The organism is Streptomyces sp. HUAS TT7 (assembly GCF_051550175.1).
Lineage (GTDB): Bacteria > Actinomycetota > Actinomycetes > Streptomycetales > Streptomycetaceae > Streptomyces.
This window is the reverse complement of sequence record NZ_CP196176.1, coordinates 377,156-403,225: the sequence shown is the minus strand read 5'-3', so window position 1 is coordinate 403,225 and position 26,070 is coordinate 377,156. Positions and strand designations below refer to the sequence as shown.

The following is a 26,070-nucleotide window of genomic DNA, read 5'->3' as shown; positions in this document are numbered from 1 at the left end:
GTGACTTACCCGATCTGTGCGCTGCCGCAGATGAAGGTGGTGGTCTCGAACAGCTCTGGTGTGATGCGGACCCCCGTCAGGTGCTCGGCCAGGGCAAACGCCGCTTCTCCGCCCAGGTATTGCTCGGTCTCGGAGATCTCGTCCCAGAACTGGAATCCACTGTGGTGCATGGGCTCCAGAAGTTCGTCCGGGGTCGCTCCCCAGCGGCGGTCGGGTACCCCAGGCTCGAACGTCAGGCGCTCCGTCGTGTCCTGGGCCCAGAGGAATGAGGCGAGGCCGTTGATGTTGCGGAAGTGCGAGACCCAACGTGTTCCCGCCGAGGCCGGCAGCGCTCGCTCCTCGGTGGCGCCGAGGTGGCCGACGGGCTCGATCAGCAGGGTCCAGTCCCCGACGGTGGCCATGGCGATGAACTGCCGGGTGTTCTCCGACTGATCCATCAGGTCGAAGGCCGCCTCGACGATCGCCGCCACCCCTGTCCGGGCGGGCTCTGCCTGGCCTCCGAGACGGGCAAGAACCTCTTCGGACGGCCACTCGTTGATCTCTTCTTCGAAGCTATGCGGTCAAGGCATTTCACTCCACAACGCCCCGAGAATTCCGGGGCGCGCCTGTGCCAAGGACAGGAAGCCAGCGAGCTGGATATGGCGCCTGAATATCATCCCGGCCACTGCCCTGCCGCTCTCTTTCTCATGTCCGCCGTGGTGCGACTGGACGCATGGCCCTGATGACCCAGGTGTCCAAACAACCGACGACATGGTGCACATCCTGCTCGGCCCCGGTCTTGCCGTAGAACGGTACGGGTCTAAGGGCTGGCTCGAGTGGATCCTGTCTCTGACTGCTCAGTCTCATCCCGACAGGACACCTGGATCAGCAGGTATCGAAATTGATGTGGCGGGCGGGAACGCGGGCAAGGTCTCCACCCGGGCTGAGGCCGAGCGCTTTGCTGGGCAACTACGAGGGATGGCAGCAGTAGTGGAGACCTGGTCGGCCTGGCTTCCTGACGTTCCCGCCGACTAGTTGATCATCGTTGCCGGGACGCCTCAGCCCGACTCTTGGCACCACGGGAGCGGAGGTCCAGCGGCATTGCGCTCCGGGTCCGAGGCTCGGCTCCACGAGACCAGAACGGCCCCGCTCCCCCAAGGAGGGGGCAACGGGGCCGACTAGGCTCTATGAATCCGCGCCAGCTCTTTCCCGGCGCTGCGTCGCCATGGCCGCAACAGCGTCAGCCATCCGGAAGAACTCGGCGTCGCTCATCTTCTGGTCCAGGAAGTACGCAGCCTGCTCCCCGTCGTCATAGGGGAACCGCCGAAGACCGCGCAGCGGCTCGGCGGAGGCCTGGCGCGGCTCCGGGACGCCATCGGCCAAAGGCCGATCAGCTCCGCCGATGTCCTCCGTGTCAGCCGTGTCGTTCAAAACGGCGTTTTGAGGATCGGGGTCCGCACCGGCGGGCTGCGGGTCGGACGGCGTGCGCAGCTCGGGGTTCAAAACGCCGTTTTGAACCCGCCGCTTCCTGGGCTTCGGCGTCGCGGCCTTGCGCTTGATCTCATCGACGTGGGCGCGCTGCTCCTCGGGAGGCTTGGACGCCAGGCCCCGCACCTGAGCCGGCTTGACCGTGCCGGCTTCCAGCTCGTTCTTCACCTCGGCATCCAGCTTGAGGAGAGCCAAGCGGTGCGAGACGTACATCTGCGTCTTGCCGATTCTCTGGGCCACCGCGTCCTGGCTGCCGTGCTTCTTCACCATGCGGTGCAGGAACTCGGCTTCCTTGATCGGGTCGATCTTCTTGCGGTGGATGTTCTCGATGATGACGGCTTCATCGAGCTTGCCGTCGTCGTCACCGAGGCGGTCCTGCACGCGGATGTCGATGCGTGTCCAGCCGAGCTGGCGGGCGGCGGCCAGGCGTCGGTTGCCTCCGACGACGATCCAGTCAGCGCCGTCGACCGACTTCGCGAACTCGGGCTTCAGACGGACGAAGACTCCGTGTGAGACGACAGCCACTGGTTGAAGCTGCCCGACCTGCCGCAGCGTGTCCTTGAGTTCGGCGAACTCGGGATCCTCGTCGGTGTAGTCCTCGGGCTGGCGAGGGTTCTCCGGGTTTCCGGTGATGGTGTGCATCAGCACCGTGGTGGGCGGAGCCGACGGCTTCCCGTCCCTCTCGCCCGAAGCCGGGGAATCGGGTGCGTCGTTGCCCAGCAGGGCGGTGAAGCTGGTCCTCTTGGTGCTCATCAGCGCCCCTTCTTTCCTGCGCCGATCTCCAGAGCCAGCTTGTAGAAGTCCTCGCGGGCTTCCATGGCGACCCGGTTCTTCTTGTAGCGCGTGACGACGAGCCCTTCGACCGCCGCCCGGGTGTGGATCTTGTAGTGGCGGATCACGGTCTTGGCGAGGTTCCATCCGTTGCCGAGGACATACGCCTGGGTGTCGTCGCGGTCGGCAGTCCCGTCGCGGGGGTCCCAGTTGTTCACGACCACCCAGTACGGCTTTCCGAGCGGTTTGACGACCTGCTCGATCGTGTCGCGCGTCGGAATGAAACCGAGCGGCTCGGGTTCGATGGGCACGATGATGTCATCGGCAACGTCGAGGACTGCCCTCATGGCGTCGGCGGCGGCGCTCGTACCGAACGGGTCGCCGGCCTGCTCAAGTTCGTCTTCGGGGAGGTCCATCCAGCCCGGGGTGTCGATGAACGCGTGCTTGATCTTCTTGGACTTCTTCAGTTCAGGGAAGAAGCCCAGATCCTTGCGCGTCTTGGTCTGGACGAACGAGAACGGAAGGTCGTTGCCGACCCGTTCCGCCCACCAGGTCGCCGAGCCCTGGGGGTCGCTGGAGACCGCGACCACGTAGTCCGGGTCATCTGCGGGGGACTCGCCGAGGACTTCCGCGGTGGTGGCCGCTGTATTGACGGTCAGCGTCGACTTGCCGACGCCGCCCTTGCGGTTGATGAACGCAGTGATGCGTGCCATGTGCTGCTACTCCATTGGTTCCGTATGCTTCCCGACCCTGAAGGGCCGGTACTAGCGGACCGTGACAGCATGTCATGCCAGTGGCAGACGGGGTGCCACGAGCAAGGCGCGTCGTAGAGCGCGGCTTCAAAACGGCGTTTTGGAGCGGTGTGCCAAAGCGGTGTGCCAAACGGTGCGCAGCGGGGTCGACGGCAGTGAGTTGTCCCTCCTGGCGGCATCCGTCTGCTGTCTCAGGGCCGCCTGACGCCATGCCAGCTGACGGGCAGGTGCCTCCCACTCGGCCTGTGGGTTCAAAACGCCGTTTTGACGTTGTGCCCAAGTAGGCCCTGAAACGCAAGAAGGCCCGTACCCCTAGAAACTCCCCAGAGGGGTCGGGCTTCACCGTGCCAGCCGGGCGTTGAATCGCGTGGACCGCTGCCTGGCCCTCGTGTTCCACTGCACGGATGAGCCTGTCGGTGGATGTCTTCGTGGTCGGTACGGACGGCGAGCTGCGGATACTGGACGTCCCGGACGGAGCCTCCGACCTGGCTGGCTTCGAGCGTTGGCGTACGACGTGGGGTTCGGACGTGGTCGGCTCGCTGGGCGCACGGTTCTTTCCCCAGCTGGCCGGCGCCGATCTGAAGGTCGAGCCCAGCGAGGTCCCGGCGTTCCTTCGGGAGTGCACGCTACTGCGGGAACACCTGGAAGACATCGTCACCCGCACCGTGCGGTCACGGACCCTGGCAGAACACCGGCACGTGCTGTCCCGCCGGTTGGCCAACATCGAGGACGCAGCCAAACGGGCGCAGAGCATGGACGGCGGCATCCTCATCTGGTGACCCGCCGTGTCGGGACTGGTTCGGTCGGAACGGCTGGAGGGTTCCAGTGCTGCGGGCCCGAAGGGCAAGTGGGACGAGGCCGGGACGAAGGTGAGAATCGTGCTGATACGCAGTCCACATGCGCCCGGGTACATGGGCTTCACCTCGTTCCCGCTTCCGAAGGCCACCCCGAACTGGCGGGCAGCGACACCATGACCCAAAACCGACAAGACATCTGGGTCGACTTCGGCCTCAGCGTGGCTGGCTGCGTCAGATCATGAGCGTCCGTCACGATCGGATTCCCCAGGTGCCGGTCCTGGAGCCAGCCGTCGGCGGGAACTGCGTGATGCAGTCCTCGCCGAGATCAGGCGGGCAGGGCCCGCGTTGACAGCGGCCGACAAAGTAAATCCCTACGACTCGGTACGGGGAGTGGTGCCCGCTCTGGAGCATCTCGTGCCTGCGGCCTGTTGCGAAAGCAGATCTTGCTCGTGAAACGATCACGCCTCGTGTGGCGTGGTGACCTGACGAACAGCCAGTGGGCCCGGCTGCAGCAGTTGTTGCCCAAGGGCATCAAGCAGGGCCGCCCGCCGGTAAGGACCCGGCAGCAGCTGATGGACGGCATACGGTGGCGGACTCGGACGGGTGCACCGTGGCGTGATGTGCCAGCAAGGTATGGACCGTGGAGCCGGGTCTATGAGCTGTTCCGGCGCTGGCGGCGGGACGGCACCTGGGCAGCGGGTCGTCACCCAGCTCCAGGCCCAGGCAGACGCGACGAGCTTGATCACCTGGAAGGTGAACGTCGACTCCACCGTCTGCCGGCTCACCAGCATGCCGCCGGAGCGAGGAAAAAGGGGACCTGCAGGTCGAACCGCCCGGCGGCGTCGACACCGAGCCGGACGACCACGGTCTCGGACGCTCGCGTGGCGGCCTGACCACCAAGCTCCACCTGGCCGTCGAGCAAGGCCAGAAGCCCATGTCGGTTGTGATCACCGCCGGACAGCGCGGCGACTCCCCGCAGTTCGAGCCTGTCCTGAACAAGATCCGCGTCGCCCGAATGGGTTCCGGCCAGCCGCGGACCCGGCCCAACCGGGTCCGCGCCGACAAGACATCCCACGCGGATAAGAGTCAAGCCGCAGCGGCGGAACATTCGTCCTGCGGCTGGATCGGGAATGCCTTGAGCTCGTCGTAGAGCTGGCCGTGCTGGAGGCAGTAGAAGAGCATGCCCATGAAGCGGTTGAAGAGATTGCGTTGTGCCGCGACGTGCCGGTCGCCGACTTCCCTGCGGTGGTCGTAATGGGCCCTGGCGCCTGCTGACTTGGTGAGCGAGACGAAGGCCCACACGTAGCCAGCGGCCGCCAGCCTCTGATTCTTTATCCTCCGGCTCATGACCGTGCGGCTCTTACCACTTGCCCGAGTGACTGGGGCACTTCCGGCGTATGCCTTGAGCGAGTCGGCGCTCGCAAATCGGGCTCGGTCATCGCCTATCTCCGCCAGGACGCGGGCACCGGTTAAGGATCCGAGACCTGGAAAGCTACGGATGACCGGTGCATCAGGGTGTTCTTCAAATGCGGCAGCCGTAGATTTCTCAAGCTGATCCGCGTTGAGACAAGCGGTGTTGAGCTGTCTCAGCAGAGCAGACGTCTGCTGACCAAAAGCTGCTTCCACCTGCGGAAGCTGGTGGAGATAGTCACGCTGGAACACTTTATGGAGCCTGTCGGCTTCAGCCTCGATGCCGCGTACTCGGCCGGCCTTCTTGAGTAATGACTGCAACCGACGCCGCGTGAGTGTTGCGGCGATGGTCGGTGTCGGGGCTGCGGCAAGGATACTCCGGGCTTCCCGTGCGCATAGGCCGTGCTTGTGTGTGGCGAACGCGTTCAGGATGGCCGGGTAGAACTCGTGCAGCTGGGAGCGGAGCTTGTTGCTGGCCTGACCGCGAGCCCAGACGGCATCCTGTTGTGCTCGGGCAAGCACCGCGATGGCCTGCACGAGCTCGGAGTCCGCAGGCAACGGCCGATGAGCAGCCATGTCGGTCCGCAGGATGTTCGCCAACACCGCGGCGTCGATGGCGTCGGACTTCCTCCGGGCCACAGAGTGACGATCCCGGTAGCGGGCAACCGCCAGCGGGTTGATCGCGTAAACGGGGCGACCGGTGGCCCGCAGGCACGCGACGAGAAGTCCACGGGACGTCTCGATCGCAACGGGTATCAGGGTGTCAGCGCGGTCGCCGTGCTCGCCCAGCCGAGCAATCAACTGAGCAAATCCCTCTGCATCATCATTGATCCGCAGCTTGGCGAGTTGTTTCCCACCGGCATCGACCAGCGCGATGTCGTGGTGATCTTCGGCCCAGTCCACCCCGCAGAAGACGGGCGCCGGTAACGTAGTGACCTCCATGTACCTCTCCTCTGCCGTGGCTCGTTTCTAGTCTCAAGCCTGTGCAGGGTGCGCGTGCTCCCTAATGGAAGTGCTCAAGGCACGTCATCCCACCAGCCGTTCGCAACCCCAGCAAGCCGTGCGGCCCTCGGTCTGCTTCAGAGCTAAGGCTCCGGCAATGGTGAGAGGTGATCCACGAGGCCAGCTCGGACTGCGAATAGTCAATCGCGTTGCAGACGGGCCATGAGCACAGTGACGGAACGTGCTCTCAACCGTCACCAGCGGTACCACTCGGGCACGCTTGCCGATACTCCTCTGCCTCACCTTGAACGAACACTGCTGGGCGCGGAAGCGACCTCGTCTTGTCAATAGGACTCGAAGGTCCGGGCATACTCAAAGGCTCGCCCCGCGCCCCGAAGGACGGCGAGACCATCACCCAAGAACTGGGCTCAGTACCGACCTTCGGGTCCCATTAGGCATACGCCTCCCGAAAGAACCGCGCCTACCTGCGTAAACGGGGCATCCGCTGCACCATCCCAGACAAGACCGACCAGGCCCTCAACCGCAAGAAGCGCGGCTCCCGCGGCGGCCGTCCGCCGAAGTTCGACAAGATCGATTACTGAGAGCGGCACGCGGTCGAGTGCGGCATCAACCGGCTCAAGAGACACCGGGCCGTGGCCACGAGATAACACAAGCTCGCGGTCAGCTACGAGGCCACGGTCCTCATCGCGGCCATCAACGAGTGGCTGTGACCGGCATTTTCGCGACTGGCCTGGTGGCCCTTCACCGATTCTCCGCCTCGAATGCCTGGGCGACGGCGAGGCTGTCCTCGTAGACATGGTGCCGGGTGACAAGGCCGTCTTCGACGGTGAGATGCAGAGCGAACCGCGCGTGATACGCACGTCCGGTGGGCCGGGCGGTCTGACGGATCTCGCCGAGCACGACCGCGTCGTTTCCGTCGATGAGGATGCGCTCGACCTCAGTCGCCACGTACTCCGGCACGTGGTACTCGGCAAGCTCGCGATAGTGGGCGGCCGCGTCGGCCCGGGTGGACCGGTGACGGATCCACGGCGTGGCAGTACGGCCGTGTTCGGCCTCCGGCCAGGCGAGCTTCCAATCGCCCTGCTCGGCATACAACTCGGCGATGCGCTCGGGGTCGCTCTCACCGATTCTGCGCAGCAACTCCTCAACCACAATGCGCGTGTTCGTAGGTGCGGCTATGGACATAACTGACCTCTCCGTCCTGGTCCGCGTCCTCCGACGCGGAGAGATCGCCAATCCTGCCCGTGCAGGCACGCCGAGACGATTACCTCTGAAGTAAGGCAAGCCCATCACCAAGATCGACTTCCGATACGCGCCCTAAGAGGCGGCTCCCGCTGCTCGGAGCGAAACCCGAGCAGCGGGAGCCGCTTCGCGTGGGCATCACTCAGCCGCCCCGAAACGCAAGAAGGCCCGGCCCCCGCAGATCGCGGGAGGCAGGCCTTCGGCTGTCAGACCGCCCAGGTCGCGGGCGCGCCGTCTTCGTCGGGGTGGGGGAGGCCGACGGTGGCCACGAGGGCAGCCAAGTGCCGCCTGGCGGTGATCGGGACGGCTCCGGGCTCGGTAGCCGGACTGGTGTTGCTTGCCCAGTGGTCCCTTGCAGGGCCCGTCGCCTATGTCGAGGCCGAGTACTTCGCCGGGATCAGGCTGCGCACGGTGATGATCGTGTCGGCGAGGTCGAAGAAGGCGTCGACGACGGTGGTGCGCCGCTCGTAGCAGCGGAGGAGACCTCATCATCCCAGCCACCCCGGACGAATCCGCGCGCCTCATCACGCCATAGCCCACCCTCCGCCGGCGCGTTCCCGACCAGGCGACCTTCAGATGCTGGGGGCCCGCTGGTTTCGGCGTGCACTTTCGACCAGCTCCCCACCGACCACGCCACGCTGCCTCATGTGCCGTACGTGGTAGCGAAACTGTGCAGCGACCCGCCCTGCACGACTGCTCGGTATCCCACTCCACCGACGATGGAGCGTCGGCGACGCGCAATGCGGTTGCCGGCCGCGCGCTTCCCCCTTGCCCGCGGGATGCAACACCGCCATCACCGGCTCATGCTTCCACGCGTCCGTCCAGATAGCTGGCCGCTGTCCCATGGTCCCAACCCGCACCACTCCCCCGTAGGGTGTCGTGTCTCTCCACGCCTGCCTCGCACTCACACGCGCAAGGCATCGGACAGCCACATAAAGGTGATGGCTCCGTCGAAGAGACAGGAGCCTGGCGGGTTCGCATCGCCTTGGTCGTGCCACCGGGGCAGATGCTTTATGAACTCACTGACGCACTATTTCAGTGGCACGACGCGCAGGCCGCGGGCCGCTGGCCGAGTGCCCGTGAGTTTGGAGCAACCGCCCACTACCTCGTTCGCGACCTCGCCAACTTGCCGGATGACGGGATCTCGTAAACGGAAGGGTCGGACAGAGAGTCCCCCTGACTCAGGTCTCTCCGTTCCGGCTAATGGGTACAGCGAAGAGAACTAGTTCACATACTTTCATGCGTTCTTGCACTCAATGGCGGTTGACCAGGCATTTTCTTTCATGACGCGCGCGTACAGCGCCTACAAGCCGACCCACTCCCAACTTTCAGGGCAAGAGCGAGTAGGCCTGGCCGCTTGACGAATCACAGATGTTTCACTTGTTCACACACTTCCATGCACTCCAACTTTCACTCTCTAGTGCTCGCGTGCTCATGCTCTACCCCTACTGCATCCCCTCCTTCTTCCTTGCCTTGTTGCTTGCGGACTTACAATCCCTCTCGCTCCCTTTCGTGCACCCCTTCGTGCGACCTTTCCTACCATCCCTCTATACCTCTCCCTTGCCGACTTCCTTTCTCTCGTACTCACCACCATGCTGACGTTCACCCCCTCCTCCTTGCGGTCCAACCCGCTACTCAACAGACGTACGTGCAGTCGGACTTCCATGCCCTCGCTCCGGCTTTCATCCATCCGCACTCCCCCTCGCACTTGCCAGCCATCTACTCTTCGGCCTACCTCTCAGCCGCTCTTACGACCACGCCACCGCCCACCCATCCGCTTTGGCACGCACTCGCACACTCCCTCCCTCCGCAGGCCGAACGTTCCCCCTTCCATCAGTGCGCCCGCTCCATCTGCCGGTCGCTGGAACCTGCGTACCTGCCCGCCCTCTCCACTCCGCTCGCCCCTGCACCCACGCCACGATTCACACGGTCCGCCGAACGCTCCACCGGCTCCTCCTGCGTCAGCGCTCACGCTCCATCGCCCATGCGCCGCAGCACGCATCCGTACGCCCTCGCATGCCTCGGCACCCCCAACCACTCCTGCGCCCTACACGTCAGCCGGACGCCCATGCACGAACGCGCTGCAGCCGCACGGCTGATGCCACACACCAGCGGATCGCCCTGGGACGGGTCCGCACTGGTTCACCCGTCAGTCCCACCGCCTCGCCCCTGCACGCGTCGGCGGTGCTTCCCAGCCGCAGAGCGCACCCGCTCCCAGTCGGCATGCACTCACCCCTTCGACGTCTCGGATCACTCTGAGGCAAACCGGAACGATTCGATAAATCACCGCTGATACTGGGTCGTTCACTGACTGTCGCTACTGTCAGGACCGGGGAAGCCCCCGTCATTCGTCGGCCGACACGCTCAGCTCCCAGGAAACTTCGAGAACATCAGCCCCAAACTGTTAATCTGTGCAGCGTATCTGTGACTCTGTCAGTTCCACTGCAAGATCCGGCACTCGGTACCATCAGGGCGGATTCGGGCCTCACCGCCCAAAACGACCGACCGAGACCGGACTGGTGGCCAGCGAAAGGCCGAAATGAAGGTAATCGTCGTCGCGAGCCAAAAGGGCGGGGTGGGCAAGACCACTACCACCGTCAACCTTGGAGCGTCGCTGGCCAGCGGCGGCGCACGGGTCCTCCACATCGACCTGGAGCTCCAGGGCCAGCTCGGAGTCTCCCTCGGCGCGTTCGCCCGCAAGCCTCAGGACATCGGATCCGCACTGCTGGACTACATCGATGCCCAGGACGCCGGCGATCTGGACGCCATGCCCGATCTGGCCAGCCGCATGATCGACCGCAGTGTGCTGCTCAAGGAGTTCGAGAACCCCGGCACCCTCCAGGTCATCGGGTCCGTGATGGGCGTGACGGACCGGGCAAGGGCCGAGGTCGCCAAGCGCGGCTGGGAAGCCACCTCCATCCTTCGCCAGCTCCTGCTGACGGTGCAGGACGACTTCGACTTCGTCCTCGTCGACACCCCGCCGTCCGCCGACGCCCTGTCCGCGGTGGCGCTTGCCGCAGCCGACTATGTGGTCGCCATCTGCAACCCCCGCCTTGCTACGGCCGACGGCGCGCGCGTCGTTCGCAACAACACCCTGAAAGTTCCCGAGCGGACCAACGGCGCCTGCCAGCCCGTCTTCCTCGGCACCGTACTCAACGAGGCCCAGCCGCCTTCCAAGCGGACCGAAGAAGCCGACGCGGTCAACGAGTACCTGGAACAGTCCAAGCTGGCCCGGTTCGACAGCGAGATCCGCACCAGCCCGCAGATCTCCGCCTCCTACGGCATCAGCAGGCCGATTGTGATCGACGAGCCTTCGTACGCCGCCAGCCGCTGGTACGAGGACCTCACCTTCGAGGTGATCGACCGGATCAAGGCCATGACCACATGAGCGCACGCCCCAAGCGCGGACGTTCGCGCAACTTCAACTTCGACGCGATCCAGCACGTCGGGAACGACGCGGACGAGGGCGGCTTCCTCGGCGACGCCGAAGCCGAAGCGTCCCGACACCAGACGCCGTCAGCGGCGGCGGCAGTCAAGCCGGTGCCGGAGGAGGCACACTCCGTACCCGCCCAGGCACCTGCCCCCGCCGTGCCGACGCGCGTCTCCTCCCGGGCCAAGGCCGTCAAGGCGCCTTCCCCGGAAGTCGAGTCCGCTGCGCCGGTGGAAGAGTCGGCGGATTCTCCACACGACGCCGCGGTAACGCAGCCGCTCGTCGAGAGCGAGCCAGAGGAGCAGGAGGAGCAGGAGGAAGCCGCTGGGGGAGGGGAGTCGGCGGAGGCTCAGACCCCGCGTCCCGCCGAGGCAAGCACCCCTGCAACGTCACCGGAACGCAGCACTGTGGGCTCGGCGTTGAAGCCGGTGGTGGGCCGCCGCGTCAACGACAGCGCGGCGTTCTCGCCGCTGTCCGCGGCGCCTCCCATCGAGAGCACGAAGCCCAAGCGTGCGCCGAAGAAGCCGACGCCCTGTCAGGATGCCCTGCTCGACAGCTTCATCTCCCAGCGCACCGCACGGAACTGGCAGACGTGGTCGGGACGGATGCTTCCGGACCTGCTGGCACGGCTGAAGGACCGGGCGGACCACGATGCCGAGACGTCCGGGCGAGGGCGCCTCAACCCGGGGCACTATGTGGACGCGGCCATGCGGTTGCTGCCTGTCGACCCCGCTGAGCAGACCAAGGTCGCCAACGAGTGGCTGGTGCGGCGATGGGCGGGCGAGCACCCTCCGGGGCGCAGCGCACAGTTCGGCGTCAGCCCCGAAGTGGCCGAGTTCATGAAGTCGTTGAAGCGGACGCTGCGCAAGGAGCGCCACGGCATCGTCATAGATCTGATGTCGGCCGCGACGGACAACTTCCTCGACCGGCTGGACGAGGAAGGCCCTCTCGAGCGCTGAGTCCCACAACACAGCCCGGACACCGCTGCTGAGGCGGCTGTCCGGGCTTTTTCCCTTCCTGTGCACACTTTTTCACACACTTTCATGCACTCACTCGTGCGTACGGTCGTGCAGCCCCCCTCTCTCTCCTCTATCTATCACCTCACTGGCCCACTCGATGGTGCTGACAAGCTCACGATCGTTCCCCATCGCACCTATCACTCCCACCCACACGCCTTCGCTGGCCCCTCTCCGCAACGCCAAATCCCTGTATTTGAAGGGGCTATGAAGAGGAGTCGCCAGAAAATACGTTCGAGGGCGACACGCACGAGTGGTGCTGCCAATGCCACATGACGGGACTTCAGGGGCTAGAGTGAGCGGGACAACACGAGAGGACCGAGGAATGGCACACGCACGGGGCAGCTGGTCACTCCGGGGCCTTGCCGCTGAAGCGGGAGTACTTCCCAAAGTGGCTCGCGACGCCGCCGAAGAAGGCGTCATCGACCCCAATCACACCGTGGAGAGCGACATCGTCCTGGTGCGCCTCTACGGAGCGCTCAAAAGGCTGGTCTGGCCCGAAGAGCGGCGCCCCGCGAACACCAACCAAGGTCTGCGCGTCTGGGAGTCAATAACGATCGAGACGGCGCGGGCCGCCCTCCCGGACGAAGTCACGTCCGACACCGGCCTCTTCATCCACCAGACCGGCTGCACGCTGGCCACGGGTCCGGGGGAGTACTGCCAGGCCCTGTTCCGGCTCGCGGACGAGCCCTTCTACTACGCGCCGCTCGGCAGATGGTTCAACGAACTGCCGTCCCAGCGCGCTCAGGACAAGCCCACCGCAGCATAGTTGCGCGGCTGAGCAACCCATCCGATACCCAGGAGGCCACAACGGCTAGCTAGACGAGGCGGCTGCCCTTCGCAGGGCCCACCAGCCGCTGGGACGCCCAGTCCATGAGGTGTTAGCGCACCTCATGCTGAGCGCCCCACAGACACGGGACGGGTTTCCACTTTCCGCCCCAAGGGGTTGTCCTCCGCGGTTAGCAGCCGCTTCGGACGCTCGTACTCGGTTCCCAGCAGAACCACGAAGCACCTTTGGGGGGCTTCGTCATGCCGTCTTGGCGATCCATGACGCGATCCACGACAGGAGACCTCCACCAAAGGAGACCAAGACAGGAGACATTGTGCAGGACCGCTGTGCCCTTTTCCAGCCTGGCTACGCCCGTTCCATCCCTTTTCGGGTAGCACGCGAAGATGATTTGCCGCACAATCCCGCGCGCACCAGCGCCTGCGCCCCCTCAGCGAGCGCCCGATGAGCGCCTCCACGGCAGCCGCCGTACCCAACTCCGCCGACGCCGGCATGAACGACGCACCCGTACGGACCCAGCGGGTGAAGGTGCCGATGCGCCTGGTGTCGTCACCGTTCTACGCGGATGTGGCGTTGTCGGTGTACGTAAAGGTGAAGGCCCTCGGCGCGCGGCCCGAGGGGTGCGAGGCGAAGGCGGCGACAATCGCCGCGTACGTCGGCTTGTCCAAGGCGTCGGTGGAGCGCGGATTGACGCTGTTGTCGCGGCCCGCGCCGGACGGGGTGGTCGAGCTGGTGTCCGTGCGCCGGACGCTGCCGGGGGGGCGTGGCTTGTCGGCGGTGCGCCGCACCCGGCCGGTGTCGCGGGTCGAGGCGTTCGTGTGGCTACCGGTGGCGGCCTCTGAGGATCTGACGCCGCGACAGCTGCGGGCGTACGCGGTGATCGCGTACGCGCAGCAGATGGGCATCGCGCTCACTGAGGGGGAGCTCGCCGGGCACTTGCGGCACCACTCGGGCAGGCGGGCCGGCCAGCCCCTGACGGCGGCGGCGGCCGGGGGAGTCGTCGACGAGTTGGAGGCGGCGCAGTGGGTCACGGTGCAGCGGCGCGCGGGTGTGCAGGGCCGGCACCGGTTCGTCGCTCATCACATCGCACCCACAGCCGCGTCAACTCTCGATGCGCCCACCTCCAAGGCTCCCGCCGAGCGGCATCAGGATCACTCCCCGGAGTCTGTCGAGGATCAAGTGGAGGGCTCGGCGTGTCCGTTGGTTGGTGAGGGGTCGGGTCTGGAGGTTGGTGAGGGATCCCTCGCGAATGAGGAATCACCTAGGACTGACTCACCCGAAGACGAACGCGCGCTCTTCTCATCCGCCGTAGGCGAGGTACCGGTAGTAGCTGTGGAAAGCCCTGCCGCGGCGACAGCGCATACGCGAGCCTCTGGTGGTCTCGCGCTGCGCGCGGATGAGAAGAACCAGCCCGTCCCTTCGACCAGGAACAGTGAAAGGTCCAGCCGCAGTGGAGGGCCCGCCCATGTGCCGTACACGGGTCCGCAGCTCTCCATGAGTTCGCGGATCTACGCGATCCTGAAGCCGGTGCACTGGTTGCTGGCCCGGGTGAACAATCCGTTCCTGGAGCGGCAGATCGCCCGGGAGGTCGCGCGGCAGTTGGCGGCCGGGATTGAGCCGGAGCGGCTGCATCACCGGCTGACTGCCCGCTTCGCCATGGTCTTTCCCTCCGACATCCGCGACCCGGGCCGGTGGCTGCTCGGAGTCGCACTGCCCCGCTGGGGTTGTGGGCACCTGGACTGTGAGGCCGGGACGCTGTGGTCGACCGGCCGCCAGTGCCCGGTGTGCGAGGAAGTCGTCGCCGACCGGTTCGCCGCCCGGCAGAGGGAGCGGCGTATCGAGCAAGGCCTGTGTCCTGACCACGGGCAGCACCTCGGCCGTAACGGTGCCTGCCCCGGCTGCGTACCCGAGGGCGCGTCCCCGGGGCAGTTGCCTGGTACGCCGCGGACGCGCGGTGAGCGGATCTGCCGCAGCTGCCGTACCGCCATTCCGCAACACGTACGCATCGTGATCGACGGCCAGTGCCGCGGGTGCTGGCAACGACAGACGGCATCGCCCGCCGACGATGCCGTCAGTGCCGACCCGTATGCGGCGCCAGTTACCCAACCGGGACGCCGTTTGGGCTGGCGCGAGCTCGTGGCTCAGCAGAATGAGCGGTGCCACGGCGACAGAGCTGCATCGTGAACCAAGAGCCACCGCGTACGTGGTGGTTGCCATCATCGGCCCGACGAGCGGCGCTGCCCCGGAGAGCACAGCGAAGGCCAGGGGTACGGGTACCTCCCCGAAGTCCTAGCCGAGCCGAGACACAGGCCGCGCAGTAGCAAAGTGACCGGCCGGACATGATCGTGCTGGACACATCCGACGACTGGCGCAACACCCTGGGCCCCATGGAGAAGGCCGTCCCACTCGCCGTCCTCATCGACACGGCGGATCGCACCGATGTGGCCCTGGCCCGCGAAGTGGGGGGGGGGGGAGGGCTAGGGGAATCCTCACCAAGAACATGCCGACCGCCCAACACGTCTCCTCCGTACGGCTGGTGGCCGCCGGAGAAGACGTCCAAGCCCCGGCCGTCGTCGCTGCCAGGACCGACCCACCACCTCCAGCTGCAGAGTGCAGGCCGCGGCCTGGTACGGCCAGAGCTTGGCCGAATAGCGAGCCGTCGCCTTCATCGCTACACCGGGGGGCGCCCCTCGGGTCATCCTGCGCGTACCCACCGCACAACGGCGGGCGGCCGGAGGCGCACTGGCCGACGCCGACGGGAGCGGCCGCCTCGTAAAGGCGACACGGCCGCTCCCCCCTGTGGCGCGTACGGGAAACCTACGTCACTCAAGTGCCGCAACTGTCATGCCAGTCGGGTCACCGCGTGGGCGTCACAGGCGTGGCAGCAGGGATCGGCAGAAGCTGTGGGGGAGCCATGGCGCCACCGGTGACGTGAACGCGGCGGTCGCGGTAGCGAGCGCTTCCGGCCGGTGTGCGCCGACCCGGCCGGCCGCGGCGAGTTCCGTCAGTGTGGTGCCGCCGAGGTAAGCCGCGCCGAGGGTGGCGGCGTCCAGGGAGAGGTCGGGCATGGCGTCGGTGCGGGTGCACACAGCCCCGGCCTGGCCCCCTGTCAGCCGCCAGCGTCCCCGGTTCCACGGGGCTTGTGCGTCCTCCAGCTCCAGAACGAGGTCGAAGGGGGTGGCGTAGCTCCGGGCGGCCAGGGCGACGGGTGCGTCGACGACGCGCACGTACAGGCTGTCCAGCACCGTCGGCGCGCAGTGGCGTACGTCCGAGACCATGTGGAGGAGGGCGTCGTCGACCGGACGGTTGGGGGCGATGACGCGCGAAGTGAGGTCGGTCTCCAGGAGGAAGCGCCACAGCGCCGCGTACACGCGCGGCTCGGCCGCCTCGATGTCTCGTACCCGCACGCTGCCCTGGGCGGTGTTCTGCGGTGACCAGTCGATGGCGACGGTGTAGCGGGCGTATCCCGCGATCTCGCCGTCCACGCGCGCCACGACACACTTGAGGGGGTACGCGGCCGAGTCCCGGCCGGGGGAATCGAGCAGCGGGAGCCGTTCCCATCCGGCCGCCCGGACCAGCATCCCCGGGCGGTGGGGGACTTGACGTGCGTACAACTCCTCGCAGGCGGCCAGGGCTTTGTCCGGTGCCTCGATGGTGAGGGTTACGCCGTCGGCAACTGGCGGGGTGAGTGAGACGCGGTGCGACTGGATGTCCAACGACAGCTGGCGGGCGGCGACACCGTACCCGAAGCGGCCGTAGATGGGGGCTTCCGAGGCGGTCAGGACGGCCAGCGGCTCGCCTTGGCTCTGGAGCGAATCGAGCTGATGGCGCATCAGCGACGAGAGCACACCGCGACGTCGGTGGGTGGGCTGGACGCTGACCATGCTCACCCCGGCGGTCTCCACGAGGTGACGGCCCGGGACAGCCATCCGGAAGGAGAAGCTCGCTGCGGTGCCCACGATGGCTCCTGCGTCGCGGACCACCAGGCACCGCTGGGGCTCCGCGAGACTGTGCCACAGGGCCGTCGCCTCTTCGGGTTCGTTCTCGTGGAACGCGTCGAGTACGGCGGCGTAGAACTCTTGCCATTGCGTGCTCGGCAGCGCCTGGACTTCCCAGGCGGGCGGGGGAAGTCCGCGTGCGGTGAGTTCGGTCGAGGTCGTCGACATGGGTGGGCACCTTTCTGTTCTCCGATGGGACGTGCCCATCTGTAGCAACGCGGAACGGATCACTCCAGGGGTGCCGGCCACTTCACGCCACGTCCTTAACGCTGCGAACGCATCGCTTCGTTGGCGGCAACAGCCTTCGAATGCCCTTCCGATAACGGTCCTTGCCTCCGGCGTACTGGGTGGGGGCGGTGAATTCTTTGGCTTGAAGGCCACCGCTTGACGGGATCTCCGCCGGTCCGGTCGGAGTCGCCGTGATTGGTGGATCGGGTGGCGAGAAAAGGTCGGCCAGTCGGGCGCGGGGGCAGTGTGGGGAGGGTCAGTGCATGGAATGAAAAAGAGTCTCCTCTCCCCGCCTCTTCTGCCGAATTTTCCACGAGGAGAAGGGAGGGTAAGCACCGCTCCCTGTGGTGGGATTCCGGCCTCGGCTCTTCGACCGGGTTTTTCCGCGGACTTGGAGCCGTGGCAGGGGCTTGAAGGAGGAGGGGCGGGACGGGACGACGAAAAAGGCCATCAGTCCTTGTGAACAGGTCCAATGGCGGGTGTCCTGGTCACCGTCCATGGATACTCTCGTCCTATGAGGGCCGCTTGGACGCCTCCCTCAGCGGCACTCAACCCTCACCGGTGCCGTACAACTCCATACGCGAGGGCTGCCCGAGACGACACGCCCTCGTCATGAGGCCTCCGCGGCGCTGATCACAACGCGGGGGCCTCATTGTTGAGGCGACTGCTCCGCGTGCGCGATCGGAGGGCGGTGGTCGTCGGCTCGGCCGCTGCCCGCATCCGCATACTGGGTCATCCACATGGCGAGGTCTGGGCCATCGGCCCGCTGCGTACGCCTGTCCCACGCAGCAGGATTCGCGGCCGTCGCGGTCCTCACGTTCTCCTGGGCAAGGAGTAGCGGGCGCGGCCGCCACGTGAGAACGCCGGTCTTCGGATGTCGGCACGAACGCCGTTCCTCAATGCGGAGATGGCCGGGGGCGGGGTGAAGGTGCAGCGCGGCTCTGTCCGGCGCCACCTTCACCCCGCCCCCCCCGGGCCGCAGCCGTCAGCGCTGCTGAAGGGCGGAAACCGTGATGGAGCGTGCCGGGTCCGTCGTGTCGGTGACCTTGTACGTGGCGGTGATGGTCGCGGAGGTGATCGACGTCGGGCAGAAGAAGCCGCCCTCGATCTTCACCGGGATGTTCGCGCCGCTGAAACCCAGGGACGAGGGCGCGCCGTTGGACCAGGTGGCCTCCGCGCTCGCTGCCGCGCCGGGGGCAGCCGTGACGTTGCAGTTCAGCAGCCCGCTCGTCTTGAGGACGAAGCCCTGGGCCGGGATGATCAGACGCGCCGGGGCGCCGTTCTGCAGCGCGACCTGCCAACTGCCGTGTTCGGCGTTGGTCGTGATGCTCGCCTTGAGGCCGGGCGCGTTGGTGGTGCACGACTCGAAGGTCGGCGGGTTGATGTTCATGACGACGGACCCGTCGGGGCTGGAGTTGCCCGGCTTGGCCGGCACCTGGTTCAGCTTTCCGGTGGTCGGCACCGTCGCGGAACGGGCGCAGGTGACCGTCACCGGGCCCGCGTCGAAGACGACGTCGCCCTGCGCCGAGGCGGAGAAGCGGTGTCCGGCGGGGGAGACGGTGGTGCCGCCCGCTAATGCGGCAGGACCGCTGTCCGCCGCCGCGGGCGAGACCATGGCGAAGGTGGTGGCAATTCCGAGTGCGAGTCCGCGTGCGGCGGGGATGCGTGGTTTGTCGGTGACGCGCATGAGAGTGCTCCTCGATCCGGGCTCAAAAACCGCAGCCCATAAACTCCGGCCCATAAACAATTCATAAGGCCTTGCTTGCTTGAGCCTAGGAGGAGGACAAGTCGTCGGGCAGGGCCCAAAGTCCCGTGATCAACATGATGGCCGAGTCCACGTTTTGGCCTGAATCGCACTTGACCACGGGATACTGACGGAGTGTTCCCTTGTGGGCTCGGGATCGAGGGCGCGAGGAGTTGTATCGGCCTCTGTTCGCCTCCCGGCCGGTCGGCTTGGTCGCGTCTGTCCGGCCGACTCGGCGAGTCTTTCTCCCGGCCCGGATTACCATTCGGATCGTTGCGGTCTCCGGAAGTTGATTTGGTTCCGCCGAGGCTCGGGAATAGGGTGATCCCGATGCAGAACTTCATTGAGTTCCACTCGCGTTGGCCGCAGCTGCATTGCTCGCTGCTGTCTGGGCAGCGTAAGGCGCGGGCGCGGTGTGGGAAGACGGCGCAGCCGGAGGAGAGAGCCGCGTGGAACCAGTTCTCGTCCGTATTTCACCCAAGGTCAGGACGCGCATTCTGCAACTCATTGCGGCGGGTTGCAGTATCAAGGTGTGCGCACTGATCGTGGGGTGTGATGAGCACGTCGTGCGGCGGTGGTTGTACCGGGGGGAAGAGGACGCGGCTCCGGACTCCTTCACCGCTGAGCCCAGGCGTCCGGTCCTCACCTCCGTCGAGGCGCAAAGGGCCCAGCAGGCCCGGAGCCTGCTCATGTCGGGTGCCTCGATTCCCGACACCGCCCGGGCCATGGCCGTGCCGGAACGCCGCGTGATCTCGTGGCTCGTGAGCGACGAGAGCCACCGGTTTCCCATGCGGTGACCGCCGTCGGCAGCCCGCGGGGCCGGAGCACCGATGCCGCGTAGGTACGGGCACGTGCCGCGGCCCGTCGACCGATGCGGAAACCCACGCGGAACCACGCGAAACCCACGCGGACACCAGGCACAGAGCCCTGCGGAGAACCGTGCAGAAGGAGTCATGGCCACCCACGCCCGCCGCCGAACGCGTCATCGCGCACCTCGGCAGTCCAGTCGGCCCTGCCATCGGCGCCCCAGCTATGCGCGGCAGATGACGGTGCTCCTGGTGCTGCTGACCCTCACGGTCTGGGCCGCCAGCCAGAACAACGGGTGAGCGCGGAAGCGGCCGCCGCTGGGGAAGGCGGGGGACCTGATACAACGGCGGCCGCTAAATGATCTTGAACGAGTCTTGGCGCCGACACAAGCCCGCCACCACCGACAAGAGGGGAAACGGGACATTGGCCCCGGGAATGTGTGACCTTCTGCTGTGTGGCCGGCCCGGCCGACCGGTCCTCAGCACGAAGTCTGACCAGGCATCAGTTCCCGTGCGGTGCCCGCGCGTTGCGGGGGTCTGCCGTGGTGGTGTCGCCTTCCGCCGCCCGGCGCGACGCGGCGCACTCACGGGTGTGCAGGGCGCGCAGGGCGAACTGGGCGGTGGGCAGGGGGACGCCGTACAGCCGGGCGATCTCGACGGGGGGCGGCACCGGGCCGCGCAGCCGCTGGATGGCCGCCGCGATGGTCCGGTAGCGGGGGACGTCGTCGCCGGGCTCCGGGCGCGAGGCGGTCGGTGGCGCGGTGCGGCGTGTAGACACTGTCCGTCCTCCGGGCGCGTGCGAGAGCGTGGGTCGGGTGTGGACAGTGTGTCCCCGGGCCGTGCCCGGAGGCAGCGGCCATTGGTCCCGCGCCGGCAGGTCCTGAGACCATCGCATCGCGGGCCGCAGGTCCCGCATGCGCGACTGCAAGGACCGAAGGTCCCCCCTCCGGTGTCCTTCCTGTCCACCCTAGGGACGATATTCGTAAGCGATCGTCGCGGTGAGTGTCGTCGTTCGGCTCTGTTTCCTTCCCCTTTCACCCACCTGACCAGCAACTTTGTGTGATCGGTGAGGAGGTGGACGGTCGTGTTGCGCCAGGTGGCCTGTTGTTACTGTCCTGCCTGACATTCCCGCATCACTCGAAGAACAACGGGTGTTCGGTGCCACCGCTGCCGCCGGACTACGGGATTCGAAGGTGCGGACCGGCATGCGTTGCTCCGGGAGTGCTCTCGTGACACGAGGGCACAGGGGGTGGGCGTCACACACTTGAGGGTGCTTGTGAAGATCATTGCTGTTGCGACGCAGAAGGGGGGCGTCGGCAAGACCAGCTCCACCATCAACCTCGGTACGGCGCTGGCTCTGGCGGGGCAGCGTGTGCTGGTCGTGGATCTCGACCCGCAGGCACAGGCGGGCACCGCCCTCGGGCTCAACCTCTCCAGCGAGGACCAGCTGGCGCGCTCGTTGGGCTGGGCCATCCAGGGCAGGCTGCAGGGGATGCGGATGGACCTGGCGTCCATCTGGTTCGACCGCACCGAACTGGTCGCCGGCTTCGAAGGATCGGGCTCCCTCCACCTGCTGGCGTGCGAGGAATCCACGATGACCGCCGCCCAGGACCTGATCCACAAGAGGGGCTACCAGGCCACCCCGGTGCTGCGGCGGATGCTGCTTGAGACCGCCTCGGAGTTCGACTTCGTACTCATCGACACACCGCCCGCCGTCTCCTCGATGTCCGCGACCGCGCTCGCGGCGGCCGACTTCGTGCTGACCGTGTGCATGCCCGAGTACCCCTCCCTCAAGGGAGCGGCCGCGACGCGCGGCACGGTGCGGTACGTCAAGGACCGCACCGGCGGAGAGTGCGAGCCCCGGTACCTCGGCGCGATCGTCAACCGGTCGAACCCCCCGTCCAAGTGGCGGGTGCAGGAGGTGAACATACGCAACGGGATGCTCGACGCGGACCTCGCACCCTTCCGGACCGACATACGTCTGGACAACCGCATCAGCGACTCGTTCGCCTTCGGCATCCCGGCCGTTGTCCGCTTTGCCAGCCACGCGCCCGGGCGGATGTACGGCGAGCTGATGAACCAGGTGCTGGTCCGGATGCGGCAGCCGCAGGAGGACTGGGAGACACCCGAGCGGATCGAAACGGAGATGCTGGGTGTCTGAGGAACGGCCCGCTCCGGACGCCCGGCGCGCCAAGCGCCGCACACCGGCCCACTTCCAGCTGGCCGACGCCTCGCTGGTCCAGGAGCTTCTGGCGGGCGCCGACGAGGTGGCCAGCCGCTCGTTCCTCGGCTCCGGCGGCCAGACGAGGGGCCCGGCCGCACCAGGCGCGGTGGCGCGCGATGCTGCTCCCGGCGAGGTGCCGCGCGACGTCGCCGTGAGCCCCGCACCTCCGGGCGTACGTCGTGACGAGCGCGCGCAGGACGCGGCCGGCCCCGGCGCGGCGGCGGTGGCGTGGTCGCATGCCGCGGTGCATGAGAGCTTCGCCGACGCCAAGTTGTCGTCCGCGCGGTGGAAGGCGCACGGCTTCCGCATCGCCCCCGACGTGCTGGCCCGCCTCAAGCACCGGGTGAACGCGGACCGGCGCCACACCGGCAACGCGAACCTGGCGATCGGCCACTACGTCGACGCGGCGCTGCGGCACATGCCGCAGCAGGTGTCCGAACTCATCGCCTTGGCCGAGGACTTCGGCGCACGGCAGCTGTGGGACGCCGAGAAGACCCAGCCCTCGACCTACAGGGTGGGGGAGACGGCCTACGCGCTGGCCTCCGGCCTGAAGGTGGTGCTGCAGGAGGCCGACTACGGCCGGCGGGGAACCCAGGTGGTCTCCGCCGGGATCCAGGTCTTCCTCGACGTCCTCGATGCGCACGGTCCCCTCACCCGGCCGGTGCCCCCTCCCCGGTGACATCCCGTCACACCGGCTCCGCATATCTGGCGAGCTGCAACGATGGATATCGCGACCGGTATTTCGCTGCAACAAACGACAGAACCATCAATCCGTCAAACAATGGATGTGGCCACCTATTTATGGTTGTGACACTAGGGATCCGGTTGCCTCGGATTCTGTTTTCTTCTCGTAAATTCAAGGAGTTGCCCGGCGGGGAACCTGCGGATGCGTCTGTCATGCTCTAGTGACGCGAGAATGGAATGTGTTGCTGGGCTAATATGGTGGCCGCGACGACCCGAAGAAACGTGCCGGAGATCCCTGTGTCCTTGTCCAGTGAGAAGCTCAGCGCCAGTGCTGTCGCTGTCGCGGCCGGACTCAGCGAGTCCTGGGCCTGGAAAGCCAGGGACCAAGGAGTGCTGAGCGAGCCCCATTTCGAGGAGGACGTCGTCGCGCTGCGCGTCTACGCCTTCGTGTCGCAGATCGTCTGGCCCGGGGTGCGCCGTCCGCGCAGCGCGCGCCAGGACCTCGAACTGTGGCAGCAGTCGGCGGTCGAAGCGGCCCGGCTCGCGGTGTCCGACCCGGCTACGACTCCGGAGACGGCCCTGTGGGTCCTGGAGGATTCCGTGCACCTCATCACGACGCCCGACGAGCGGGCGGCGTTCGACCTCAAGTACCTCAGCCGACGGGCCGCCTTCCGCATCCCGGTCGGCCTCTGGATCTCGGAACTGCCCGAAGCCATGGCCGCCCGTCGGCGCCGTGGCCCGCACCCCAGGTCCAAGAGGTGAGCCGTGCCCGGCGCGTACGAGAGCGCAGACAAATGGCCTATGCCGGCCCTCCGCCTCTTCGAAAGAGGTCCGAGATGACATAGGCCACCGGGCGGCTGGGCCGCCAGAGGGCAGGCCCGGGGGTGATTCGCAGTCACTCCGGGCGGTGTCCCGTTGACTCCGGAGGGTTTCGCAGGCCCTCTGAAGGGATCGTCCGACCGGTCGTGCCGGCCTCGGACGGTTCGGTTTCCCGATTCCTGGCCGAGGACTCGTGGAGTTCCACGAGAGCTTTGCCATGCCCTCGATATCGCAGAAGGCTCCCGTCATCTTGCACCACAGGCATGCCTTTTTCCAGTTCGGTCCAGCCGACATCGCAACACCTCGCACCGGTGGAGCAGGCCGGTGAACACCCCGACGACCCTCTGGGTGCCCGAAGCGGGGCAGTGGCTCTCCACGACCACGGGTCGCGTCGCGTCGGACGGCTACTCCTGGATGCAGGCCGTCCACTGGGTCGCCGAGGACGGCCGGTACCGGCCGCGACGCTCGCACGGCCCCTCGTTCGGGGCGACCACCATCCGCATCGCGCGCGAACTCATCTCCCTATCGCCCTGCCGTCCCGGCATCTCCCATCTGCAGCGACGGCTGGGCATGAGCGAGCGGACCGTCCAGTACCACCTCCAGATGCTCCGCCAGGCCGGTCTCCTGGCCTACGTACGGCGCGGCACCAGGGTCCGTACCGAAGGCGCGCTGGCCAGCGAGTTCGCCCGGGTCATACCGCGCGGCTTCGACCTGGCGCTCGGCATCCGGACGCTGGGCGAGGGTGCCGGGCGCCGGGCCGTGGGCATCGCTGAGCAGGGCCGTGCCCGGATGGCCGCCCTCGCCCGTCTCGCCGCCGCAGGAGCCCGCCGCCGGACCGCCAAAGCGCGTTCACCCAGGCGCAGGACCGCTGTCGCTCGACGTCCGGATTGCACCCCAATGGTGGTTAATACCCACAGTCTTCCGGGTGCGGATGGTTCTTTCCTGCCCCCTGAGAGCAAGCTCGCCGGCGGATCAAGAACCCCTCGATCCCGTCAGCGACGCGCTCGCCTTCCGGCACGGCTCAACAAGATCGGCCGCCGTCATCAGCTGGCCGGGGAACTGATCCGTGAAGTCGACTGGCTCGGCCGGTGTCAGGCACCGCGGATCGCCTGGCTGGTGCGACACGTGGCCGACGCGGGATGGACCGCCGTCGAAGTACGGGCCTGGCTGCACCTGCGCGGCGGCGTGACCGACGCACGGCGGCCCTCGGGGCTGCTCGCGGCCCTCCTCGACGGCGCGGAACGGGTCCTGGACACCCCGGCCAAGCGCAGTGCGGCAGTGGAGCAGTGGCGTGACTCGCGCACCGCCGCCCGGCGACGTCACCGCCAGTGGAGCGCCGCGCCGAGCGGCCCGCGCAGCGCGGCTGTGCGGCGACAGGTCGCCGCCGCCCTCGGGCGGCCGGGTACGTCGTTGCCGCCGGGGGAGACGGTGGGGGCATCTTCGGGCTCGGACGACACTGCGGCCTGGACATCGTTGTCGGCTGCCGATCGCGAGGTGCTGCGGGAGGCCGCCCGGGGTGAATTCCTGCGGGGGGAGACCACGTTGGTCCGCTCCGCCGTCGACGACCTGGGGCGTGCGACGGCGGAAGAGGTGTACGGCAGCGCACTGGTGAGCCGCGTGCTCCGGCTCGCGGCCGGTACCTCCCGCATGGCGTTCGGGGGTCGAGGGGCCGGTGCGCGATGAGCGGGACGCACGGGCCTGCCGGCGGGGCGGGTGCCGGTCCGTACGGCGGTGGGGATCTGGCCCGCCTGGTGCTTGAGGCGGCGCGCCGGTCGGCCGCGCTGGCGGAGCCGGGGGGCCGGGTCGTGCCCCGGGCCCGGACACCGGGGCGGGAGGGTGGGCGTGATCCGCACGTACTGGGCGCGGTCGTCACCGCCGTGATCAGCGAGCGGGCCTGGAGCACCGGCCTGCCCGAACGGGACGTACTGGACCGGTGGCCCTGCGCGGCCGGGGAGTTGGCCCGGCACGTCACGGCCGTGGGTTTCACGATCGAGGACGGCCGACTCGATGTGCTGCCCGACTCACAGGCCTACGCCGTGCAGCTCCGGCTGACTACCGATCAGCTGATCCGCAGGATCAACGCGGCGCTGGACCGGGCGGCGGTCGTGGTGTCGATACGGATACTGGCGCCGGGGTCCGCCGCACCGGCCGCAGGGGTGCGTGCGGATGGCGAACCCCGCCCGGCGGAGCCGTCGCCCGGCTATCGGCGGGCTCTGGCCGCCCTCCGCGCGAGCAGACCTGCGAGGGATGAACGGGGGTGAGCACCTCGTGCCCCCGGCGAGGCGCTCGACCGGCCACCCGGTCTGCGGCGAACCCGGCAGCCAGCACCCGGAACGCCCGGCTCCCCCTACGACTTCTCCACCAGCGGCGGATGCTCGTACCAGGAGCAGATCACCCAACTCGTCCTGCCGGTCGTCGTGTTGGTGAAGTCGACCCGGACCAGCCACTGCTGCTTCGAGACTTCCTTGACCCAGCCGGAGGCGGGCGTCGCGGACACCACCGAGGCCGACGACTCACCCATGTCGAGGTCCACGCTGCCCCCGGCGACCGAGACGGTCGTGACGTTGCCGTGCCGGCTCGGCGTGGACGCGCCGGTGCCGGTGGAGTGGGTCGCTCCGTTGGAACCGGGCCGCGAGGGCGGGCTCGTCGGCCCGTTGGAGGAACTGACAGCGGAGGAGTGCCCGGTGGGCGAGGACGGCGTGCCGCTCGGATGCGGGGAGGGCGAGCGGCCGGCGGGGGGCGACGGGTTCGCGGCCGGTGAGGCAGGTGCGGAGGCGGCCCGGTCCTCGGTGACGAGCAGGGCCTTCGGGGAATCCTGCGTCAGGGACATCACGCCGCGCACCCCCCACCACGACGTGGCCACCGCCGCAACCGTGGCTGCCAGCCAGACCGATCCGCGTATGAGCCCTCGTTGCATTCTCCCAGGTTATCG

At 67.4% G+C, this 26,070-nt stretch carries 22 protein-coding genes and 2 pseudogenes; 15 read left to right on the top strand and 9 right to left on the bottom strand.

The annotated features are described in order from the left end of the window. Window positions 1-5 precede the first annotated feature (5 nt). Window positions 6-539 (bottom strand): DUF6461 domain-containing protein, encoded by a 534-nt coding sequence (locus tag ACSHXC_RS42185; protein ID WP_438297656.1) that lies wholly within the window; start codon window positions 537-539, stop codon window positions 6-8. On the opposite strand from ACSHXC_RS42185, the gene ACSHXC_RS42180 reads away from it, so the two are divergent. Continuing rightward, window positions 535-1,014, top strand: coding sequence for a DUF6907 domain-containing protein (locus tag ACSHXC_RS42180; RefSeq protein ID WP_438297571.1), 480 nt, complete (start codon window positions 535-537; stop codon window positions 1,012-1,014). The genes ACSHXC_RS42185 and ACSHXC_RS42180 overlap by 5 nt on opposite strands. A gap of 150 nt (window positions 1,015-1,164) precedes the next feature. Here ACSHXC_RS42180 and ACSHXC_RS42175 read toward each other — a convergent pair whose 3' ends face one another. Next, on the bottom strand, window positions 1,165-2,109 hold the full coding sequence (locus ACSHXC_RS42175; protein ID WP_438297569.1) for a ParB/RepB/Spo0J family partition protein: 945 nt from the start codon (window positions 2,107-2,109) through the stop codon (window positions 1,165-1,167). Between the two features lie 110 nt (window positions 2,110-2,219). After that, a complete protein-coding gene (locus ACSHXC_RS42170; RefSeq protein WP_438297567.1) occupies window positions 2,220-2,951 on the bottom strand; it encodes a ParA family protein in 732 nt (243 codons plus the stop codon). Between the two features lie 443 nt (window positions 2,952-3,394). On the opposite strand from ACSHXC_RS42170, the gene ACSHXC_RS42165 reads away from it, so the two are divergent. Beyond that, window positions 3,395-3,769, top strand: a complete 375-nt coding sequence (locus tag ACSHXC_RS42165; protein ID WP_438297565.1) for a hypothetical protein — start codon at window positions 3,395-3,397, stop codon at window positions 3,767-3,769. Between the two features lie 485 nt (window positions 3,770-4,254). Then, window positions 4,255-4,874: pseudogene (locus tag ACSHXC_RS42160) on the top strand (IS5 family transposase); the annotation flags it as partial. Here ACSHXC_RS42160 and ACSHXC_RS42155 read toward each other — a convergent pair. Further along, window positions 4,874-6,139, bottom strand: coding sequence for an IS110 family transposase (locus ACSHXC_RS42155; protein WP_438297563.1), 1,266 nt, complete (start codon window positions 6,137-6,139; stop codon window positions 4,874-4,876). The pseudogene ACSHXC_RS42160 and the gene ACSHXC_RS42155 overlap by 1 nt on opposite strands. A 455-nt stretch (window positions 6,140-6,594) precedes the next feature. Here ACSHXC_RS42155 and ACSHXC_RS42150 point away from each other — a divergent pair. Continuing rightward, window positions 6,595-6,870, top strand: a pseudogene (locus ACSHXC_RS42150) (transposase); the annotation flags it as partial. A 31-nt stretch (window positions 6,871-6,901) separates the two neighbouring features. Here ACSHXC_RS42150 and ACSHXC_RS42145 read toward each other — a convergent pair. Further along, window positions 6,902-7,345, bottom strand: a complete 444-nt coding sequence (locus ACSHXC_RS42145; RefSeq protein ID WP_438297562.1) for a nuclear transport factor 2 family protein — start codon at window positions 7,343-7,345, stop codon at window positions 6,902-6,904. A gap of 318 nt (window positions 7,346-7,663) precedes the next feature. On the opposite strand from ACSHXC_RS42145, the gene ACSHXC_RS42140 reads away from it, so the two are divergent. The 5 genes from ACSHXC_RS42140 to ACSHXC_RS42120 all read left to right on the top strand — a co-directional run bounded on the left by ACSHXC_RS42140 (window position 7,664) and on the right by ACSHXC_RS42120 (window position 14,819). Next, window positions 7,664-7,873 carry a hypothetical protein gene (locus ACSHXC_RS42140; protein ID WP_438297561.1) on the top strand — a complete coding sequence of 70 codons (210 nt, stop codon included), beginning with the start codon at window positions 7,664-7,666 and terminating at the stop codon, window positions 7,871-7,873. Window positions 7,874-9,941: 2,068 nt separating this feature from the next. Beyond that, entirely contained in the window at window positions 9,942-10,790 is an 849-nt protein-coding gene (locus tag ACSHXC_RS42135) for a ParA family protein (protein ID WP_438297559.1), read from the top strand. Further along, on the top strand, window positions 10,787-11,791 hold the full coding sequence (locus ACSHXC_RS42130; RefSeq protein WP_438297557.1) for a hypothetical protein: 1,005 nt from the start codon (window positions 10,787-10,789) through the stop codon (window positions 11,789-11,791). Before ACSHXC_RS42135 ends, ACSHXC_RS42130 begins: the two co-directional genes overlap by 4 nt. A 448-nt stretch (window positions 11,792-12,239) precedes the next feature. After that, entirely contained in the window at window positions 12,240-12,617 is a 378-nt protein-coding gene (locus ACSHXC_RS42125) for a hypothetical protein (protein ID WP_438297555.1), read from the top strand. 462 nt (window positions 12,618-13,079) lie between these two features. After that, window positions 13,080-14,819, top strand: a complete 1,740-nt coding sequence (locus ACSHXC_RS42120) for a hypothetical protein (RefSeq protein WP_438297553.1) — start codon at window positions 13,080-13,082, stop codon at window positions 14,817-14,819. Window positions 14,820-15,505: 686 nt separating this feature from the next. Here ACSHXC_RS42120 and ACSHXC_RS42115 read toward each other — a convergent pair. Both ACSHXC_RS42115 and ACSHXC_RS42110 read right to left on the bottom strand, forming a co-directional pair. Continuing rightward, window positions 15,506-16,801 carry a GNAT family N-acetyltransferase gene (locus ACSHXC_RS42115; protein WP_438297551.1) on the bottom strand — a complete coding sequence of 432 codons (1,296 nt, stop codon included), beginning with the start codon at window positions 16,799-16,801 and terminating at the stop codon, window positions 15,506-15,508. 1,045 nt (window positions 16,802-17,846) lie between these two features. Next, window positions 17,847-18,548, bottom strand: a complete 702-nt coding sequence (locus ACSHXC_RS42110) for a hypothetical protein (protein ID WP_438297549.1) — start codon at window positions 18,546-18,548, stop codon at window positions 17,847-17,849. A gap of 623 nt (window positions 18,549-19,171) precedes the next feature. Between ACSHXC_RS42110 and ACSHXC_RS42105 the strand changes: the two genes are divergently transcribed. Then, the gene (locus ACSHXC_RS42105) at window positions 19,172-19,402 is read left to right on the top strand and encodes a hypothetical protein (protein WP_438297548.1); all 231 of its coding nucleotides are present in this window, start codon (window positions 19,172-19,174) and stop codon (window positions 19,400-19,402) included. A gap of 511 nt (window positions 19,403-19,913) precedes the next feature. Here the strand turns inward: ACSHXC_RS42105 and ACSHXC_RS42100 are convergent. After that, the gene (locus tag ACSHXC_RS42100) at window positions 19,914-20,189 is read right to left on the bottom strand and encodes a hypothetical protein (protein WP_438297547.1); all 276 of its coding nucleotides are present in this window, start codon (window positions 20,187-20,189) and stop codon (window positions 19,914-19,916) included. 492 nt (window positions 20,190-20,681) lie between these two features. Between ACSHXC_RS42100 and ACSHXC_RS42095 the strand changes: the two genes are divergently transcribed. From ACSHXC_RS42095 to ACSHXC_RS42075, 5 genes are all read left to right on the top strand, one after another. Continuing rightward, complete coding sequence (locus ACSHXC_RS42095; RefSeq protein WP_438297546.1) at window positions 20,682-21,572, top strand: ParA family protein; 891 nt, start codon at window positions 20,682-20,684, stop codon at window positions 21,570-21,572. Further along, window positions 21,565-22,314: a hypothetical protein gene (locus ACSHXC_RS42090; RefSeq protein ID WP_438297544.1), complete on the top strand. Its 750-nt coding sequence runs from the start codon at window positions 21,565-21,567 to the stop codon at window positions 22,312-22,314. The genes ACSHXC_RS42095 and ACSHXC_RS42090 overlap by 8 nt, the downstream gene beginning before the upstream one ends. A gap of 302 nt (window positions 22,315-22,616) precedes the next feature. Next, complete coding sequence (locus ACSHXC_RS42085; protein WP_438297543.1) at window positions 22,617-23,081, top strand: hypothetical protein; 465 nt, start codon at window positions 22,617-22,619, stop codon at window positions 23,079-23,081. Between the two features lie 381 nt (window positions 23,082-23,462). Next, entirely contained in the window at window positions 23,463-24,821 is a 1,359-nt protein-coding gene (locus ACSHXC_RS42080; RefSeq protein ID WP_438297542.1) for a hypothetical protein, read from the top strand. Continuing rightward, a complete protein-coding gene (locus ACSHXC_RS42075) occupies window positions 24,818-25,399 on the top strand; it encodes a DciA family protein (protein ID WP_438297541.1) in 582 nt (193 codons plus the stop codon). The genes ACSHXC_RS42080 and ACSHXC_RS42075 overlap by 4 nt, the downstream gene beginning before the upstream one ends. A gap of 86 nt (window positions 25,400-25,485) precedes the next feature. Here the strand turns inward: ACSHXC_RS42075 and ACSHXC_RS42070 are convergent, their stop codons facing one another. Then, window positions 25,486-26,055: a hypothetical protein gene (locus ACSHXC_RS42070; RefSeq protein WP_438297540.1), complete on the bottom strand. Its 570-nt coding sequence runs from the start codon at window positions 26,053-26,055 to the stop codon at window positions 25,486-25,488. Between the last annotated feature and the right edge of the window lie 15 nt (window positions 26,056-26,070).

Excerpts from the sequence above, each read along its gene's own strand:
- ACSHXC_RS42145 (WP_438297562.1), bottom strand. The coding sequence starts at position 7,345 with ATGTCCATAGCCGCACCTACGAACACGCGCATTGTGGTTGAGGAGTTG.
- ACSHXC_RS42110 (WP_438297549.1), bottom strand. The coding sequence starts at position 18,548 with ATGCGCGTCACCGACAAACCACGCATCCCCGCCGCACGCGGACTCGCA.
- ACSHXC_RS42120 (WP_438297553.1), top strand. The coding sequence starts at position 13,080 with ATGAGCGCCTCCACGGCAGCCGCCGTACCCAACTCCGCCGACGCCGGC.
- ACSHXC_RS42175 (WP_438297569.1), bottom strand. The coding sequence starts at position 2,109 with ATGCACACCATCACCGGAAACCCGGAGAACCCTCGCCAGCCCGAGGAC.
- ACSHXC_RS42075 (WP_438297541.1), top strand. The coding sequence starts at position 24,818 with ATGAGCGGGACGCACGGGCCTGCCGGCGGGGCGGGTGCCGGTCCGTAC.
- ACSHXC_RS42155 (WP_438297563.1), bottom strand. The coding sequence starts at position 6,139 with ATGGAGGTCACTACGTTACCGGCGCCCGTCTTCTGCGGGGTGGACTGG.
- ACSHXC_RS42070 (WP_438297540.1), bottom strand. The coding sequence starts at position 26,055 with ATGCAACGAGGGCTCATACGCGGATCGGTCTGGCTGGCAGCCACGGTT.
- ACSHXC_RS42130 (WP_438297557.1), top strand. The coding sequence starts at position 10,787 with ATGAGCGCACGCCCCAAGCGCGGACGTTCGCGCAACTTCAACTTCGAC.
- ACSHXC_RS42165 (WP_438297565.1), top strand. The coding sequence starts at position 3,395 with ATGAGCCTGTCGGTGGATGTCTTCGTGGTCGGTACGGACGGCGAGCTG.
- ACSHXC_RS42135 (WP_438297559.1), top strand. The coding sequence starts at position 9,942 with ATGAAGGTAATCGTCGTCGCGAGCCAAAAGGGCGGGGTGGGCAAGACC.
- ACSHXC_RS42170 (WP_438297567.1), bottom strand. The coding sequence starts at position 2,951 with ATGGCACGCATCACTGCGTTCATCAACCGCAAGGGCGGCGTCGGCAAG.
- ACSHXC_RS42115 (WP_438297551.1), bottom strand. The coding sequence starts at position 16,801 with ATGTCGACGACCTCGACCGAACTCACCGCACGCGGACTTCCCCCGCCC.